The 4459-nt window shown below is 41.4% G+C and carries 6 protein-coding genes; 1 reads left to right on the plus strand and 5 read right to left on the minus strand.

All coding sequences use genetic code 11. The features are described 5' to 3' along the window. A partial coding sequence (locus CDZ78_RS18750) for an integron integrase (protein WP_307190516.1) occupies positions 1 to 962 on the plus strand: 962 nt, incomplete at its 5' end. 211 nt (positions 963 to 1173) lie between these two features. Here CDZ78_RS18750 and CDZ78_RS18755 read toward each other — a convergent pair. From CDZ78_RS18755 to CDZ78_RS24430, 5 genes are all read right to left on the minus strand, one after another. Continuing rightward, positions 1174 to 1506, minus strand: coding sequence for a TusE/DsrC/DsvC family sulfur relay protein (locus CDZ78_RS18755; RefSeq protein WP_087871337.1), 333 nt, complete (start codon positions 1504 to 1506; stop codon positions 1174 to 1176). Next, on the minus strand, positions 1497 to 1796 hold the full coding sequence (gene tusB, locus CDZ78_RS18760; protein ID WP_087871338.1) for a sulfurtransferase complex subunit TusB: 300 nt from the start codon (positions 1794 to 1796) through the stop codon (positions 1497 to 1499). Before tusB ends, CDZ78_RS18755 begins: the two co-directional genes overlap by 10 nt. Continuing rightward, positions 1789 to 2109 (minus strand): DMT family transporter, encoded by a 321-nt coding sequence (locus tag CDZ78_RS18765; RefSeq protein ID WP_087871339.1) that lies wholly within the window; start codon positions 2107 to 2109, stop codon positions 1789 to 1791. Before CDZ78_RS18765 ends, tusB begins: the two co-directional genes overlap by 8 nt. A 399-nt stretch (positions 2110 to 2508) precedes the next feature. Further along, positions 2509 to 3312, minus strand: coding sequence for an alkaline phosphatase (locus CDZ78_RS24425; protein ID WP_373862500.1), 804 nt, complete (start codon positions 3310 to 3312; stop codon positions 2509 to 2511). Beyond that, positions 3263 to 3901 carry an alkaline phosphatase gene (locus tag CDZ78_RS24430; protein WP_373862501.1) on the minus strand — a complete coding sequence of 213 codons (639 nt, stop codon included), beginning with the start codon at positions 3899 to 3901 and terminating at the stop codon, positions 3263 to 3265. Before CDZ78_RS24430 ends, CDZ78_RS24425 begins: the two co-directional genes overlap by 50 nt. Positions 3902 to 4459 lie beyond the last annotated feature (558 nt).

Here is a 4459-nt window from a genome sequence, read left to right on the forward strand (position 1 = left end):
AAATCATCACTTCGCTTAGGCTACGTTTCCCTGATTTTCAGCGAAAGAATTTACTAGAGGAAACACAGAGCATTTTTCGGCGCTTACATTACTCGATTCATACTGAACGTGCTTATTGTGATTGGATTATGCGTTTTATACGTTTTCATCACTTGCAAGAAAGAGAGTCCTTACTGGTTGAACCTGAGAAAAAAGTTGAGGATTTTTTAACTCATTTAGCAGTACAAGCTAATGTAGCGGCTTCAACACAAAACCAGGCTTTTAATGCTCTGGTATTTTTGTATAAACAGGTCTTGAAACATCCTTTAGAGGGTGTGGATGCTGCAAGAACAAGCAAAGAAAAGCGAGTTCCAGTGGTTTTGACACGGGAAGAAGTTAAACTGGTTCTCGCTTTTTTAGAGGGGACATCAGATTTAGTTGTAAAGTTATTGTATGGTGGTGGTTTACGAATTACCGAGGCTATGCGTCTACGCGTACAAGACATTGATTACGGATTTAAACAGATAACTGTGCGCAATGGAAAAGGGTTATCAGATAGGGTTACCCCCTTTTCTGAAAGCCTGATGCCACTGTTAACCAATCATTTGGAGCGGGTTAAGGCGATTCACGAGCAAGACTTAAAGGATGGTCATGGGGCTATTTATTTGCCCTTTGCACTATCACGCAAGTATCCGAATGCCGAAAAAGAATGGCCGTGGCAGTATGTTTTTCCTAGTCGCAATTTATCAAATGATCCGCGCAGCGAAGTGACCCGGAGACATCATATTGATCAGTCAACGGTAAATAAGGCGATCAAGCAAGCTGTACGCAAAGCAGGTATTAGCAAGAAAGTAAGTGCACACACCTTTCGTCATAGTTTTGCGACGCATTTGCTACAACGGGTACGGATATACGCACGATACAATCTTTGCTTGGCCATAAACAACAATGATTTATACACATGTTTTAAAACAGCGTGGTGAGGGTGTAGTCAGCCCTCTTGATGATTTATAGTAGAGTGCCTGTATAAAGATTGTGCAATACAAGGGGAAAATAGAGACAGTTCCAACATTTAGGCTAACCCCTTAATACTTGAATTTACAGCTCCTCTTTATCACATTACTTCGCGTGGTGAGCATCGTGAAGATATTTATCGTGATAAGGTCATATTGTTACTAACAACCCTAACCCGCCTTACAAACAACTAGGCGGTTTCGGCAAGCCCGCTATTTTACAAGAATATTTCAAGGGTCCTTCTGGAAATAGTTTCAGTAAATAACGACTATTTGCTTTTTCAGCGCCTAACTCATTTTTAATCGCTTTGCTAAATACACGGGCATTGGGTAAATATTTATAGTCTTGATAAAAGTGCCGAATAAAATGTAGAATTTCCCAATGCGCATCAGTTAAATCTATCTCTTCAAGTTGAGCAAGATATGTTGCCACCCGCTCGTCCCATACCAGCATATCCAGTAGAAAACCCTGATCATTTGTGGCAATAGTGACGCCATTCACTACTAATTCCATGTTTTAATCACTTCATTTTCAACTGTTAAAGAGACAAAACCTGGATAATCAACCCGCTTTATTTCCGCTAAAATATCATCTGCATCAAGCCCTCTTGCCAATAAATCTTCTTCCAGAACATAGCAATGAAAATGCGCACAATAAGGTAATAGTTTTTCTGCTGACAATGAGTTTTTATGTAAACTCAATACTGCACTAGCGATAAAAAGTAACGTATCCCCCTTTGCAATACGTTCAAATAACACCTCATGCCCCGCTGTAGTAGAGATAATATGTAACATATTACTCATCAGAAATCAGTTTCAAACCTATCACACCAATAATAATAAGCGCAATGGAAGATAGACGGTAAATATCAACTGATTCTTTAAACAGAAAAATCCCTGCTATCGCTATTCCTGCTGCACCTACCCCGGTCCAGATTGCATAAGCCGTACCTAAAGGTAAGGTTTTAATCGCTAAAATTAATAAACCAAAACTTCCCGCGCCTGTCACGGCGGTAACAATCGAAGGGATAAGTTTAGTAAACCCTTCATTATATTTAAGACTTAATGCAAAAAATATTTCAGCAATACTCGCGCCAATCAAGTAAACCCAGCCCATTTCCTCTCCATTCAAGATACCGTTAATACAGAATATTTTACAATACTCCGCTCTATGATTAATTATTTATCTGGCTTTAGTGACCAGAATTCAATAATACCTGGAACTATGCTCAGTCCTTCAAGTCACCGCGGATAGGTGATTTGTTAGATAATTGGGGATGCATAGTCTTTCCTAATTACGTATGACTCTCAGCCATAGTAGTAAAAACCTTAAACATCTATATGTTAAAAACCTCGTCATTCCCGAAGTCTTCTATCGGGAATCTACTATTAATGCAGAAGATTCCTACTAACAGCTTGCAGGATGACTGAGAGTTATGGGTAGTCAGGTACACTTTTGCCTACTATCACCAAGACCTAATCATAACTGTTCCGGCTATTTATTAAATAGGCAGTGTTATTTAATGGGGGCTAACCCTGAACGTATACTTAAACGCCCAGCTTTGTTCATGACATGAAAAATAACATTTTGCTCAACAGTACCCTGAAATAAACTGGCACCCGGACCACTTGCATAAATGGCAACATCCTCTGCCGAATGTGTTTCATAATGTAAAGGTACTAGTGCTTCCTGGTGAAAACCATGGCTTTCGGTATTAATATCGGTCAAATCAGTTCTAGTACCCGCCGCACTGGGTTCAAAATAACGCGGATCACCACCCACAGCTAAATTAGCATAGCCTAAGCCATTGTTATAACCTAAGGTTGCATAGGGTAACTTATCATTTGCTAATTCAGGTGTTGCTTTAGGATTTCCAAGTGCATCATTAGATATTACTTTTCCCAGAATAGGGTTACCCCTTGTTGGATAGCCTGCAATGGTAAAAACATGACTATGGTCAGCCGTAACAATAATCAAGGTGTTGTTAGGGTCAGTCATTTCATAAGCAGTTTTAACAGCATTTGCAAATTCTACCGTATCTTTGAGTGCTCTTTGCGCATTCCCTACATGATGTGCATGATCGATACGACCTGATTCAACATGCAGGAAAAATCCTTTTTTATTTTTATTCAGTATTGCAATGGCTTTAGCTGTCATTGCTGATAAAGAAGGCTCACCCCCTGTATCATTCAGTCTATCTTCTTCGTATTCCATGTGGCTCATATTAAACAAGCCTAATAAATGTTCTGTTGAACCAGGGTTAATCGCATCAAATTGATGCCTGGTTCCATACATAGGCTGAATTTGGGTAATGTGCAAGCCATTCAGTAGTCAGGTCGCGTCCATCTTCACTTTCACCCATACCCCCATTTTCAGGGCCTGCACCATGAACGCGGCGGATAAAATTTTTACGCCCGCCACCAAGAGCCACTTCCAGGCCATCGCCATAACGATCTTTTAGGTCAATCAATTGCGCAGCGATATCTTTGCAACCAGTTGCATTAGTCATTATAGAAATGTCTCGGTCGTCTTCAAAATTACGCTCTGGAACATGTGCGTAGGTTGCTGCAGGTGTCGCATGAGTTAATCTGGCGGTACTGACAACTCCCGTTGACATACCAATTTGCTCCGCATGTTCTAGCGCAGTGGTCAGAGTATTACCAGTTATGCTAGAGCAGTTTGTACGTATCATGTCCTGCCCAACGCCGATAATACCCGCTTTAGTTTTCATACCCGTCATCATTGCCGTCATGGTACCCGCTGAGTCAGGTGTCTGCTGATTAGTATTATAGGTTTTCGCTAAAGCCAGATAGGGGAATTTTTCAAAAAATAGTATATTTTCTTCACCTGGTTTTCCTTGCATTTGCCCTGCGTAAATACGCGCAGCTGTAATGGTTGAAATCCCCATACCATCCCCCACAAACAGAATAATATTTTTAGCACTTGCGTCACTATTTTTAGCTGCCTCCTTAGCTGACAGCCTTGCTTTTTGAATTGCTTTCTCTCCTTTGTTGGTACCACTTAATTGAGGATTCTTCCGGAGCAGAGTTCAATGATGCAGAATAGGAGATATTAGCCAATAATGACAGAGAGCATACGGCGATTTGGAAAATAAATTGCATTTCGGGGAGTCGCTATTTTTGCGAAAGCTTGTTTTGGGCATCCCAGCCCAAGCAAGCAGCAAAAACTTAACGCGACCACTTATGCCTCCGGCGGCCCCGATTCGTCCTCGTCACCTCGTCCCGACCCAACAAGGGGTCGGAACATAGGCTCCAAATGACTTGACGCCGTGTCGGATGGCCTTTTATTTTGTCTCCACCTTCGCTAACGCTCAGACTCCGACAAAACAACGGGCCTACGGCTATCGCGGACTAAAAATCATCACTTCGCTTATGCTACGTTTCCCTGATTTTCAGCGTAAGACACCATCCAGGAGAAAAACTTTCTCATCCCATCCGATAAACTA

This window comes from Bathymodiolus platifrons methanotrophic gill symbiont (genome assembly GCF_002189065.1).
In the GTDB taxonomy this organism is placed as follows: domain Bacteria; phylum Pseudomonadota; class Gammaproteobacteria; order Methylococcales; family Methylomonadaceae; genus Methyloprofundus.

Coding starts and splice junctions, on each gene's coding strand:
- CDZ78_RS18755 (WP_087871337.1), bottom strand. CDS start 1,506: ATGGAATTAGTAGTGAATGGCGTCACTATTGCCACAAATGATCAGGGT.
- tusB (WP_087871338.1), bottom strand. CDS start 1,796: ATGAGTAATATGTTACATATTATCTCTACTACAGCGGGGCATGAGGTG.
- CDZ78_RS18765 (WP_087871339.1), bottom strand. CDS start 2,109: ATGGGCTGGGTTTACTTGATTGGCGCGAGTATTGCTGAAATATTTTTT.
- CDZ78_RS24430 (WP_373862501.1), bottom strand. CDS start 3,901: ATGGGGATTTCAACCATTACAGCTGCGCGTATTTACGCAGGGCAAATG.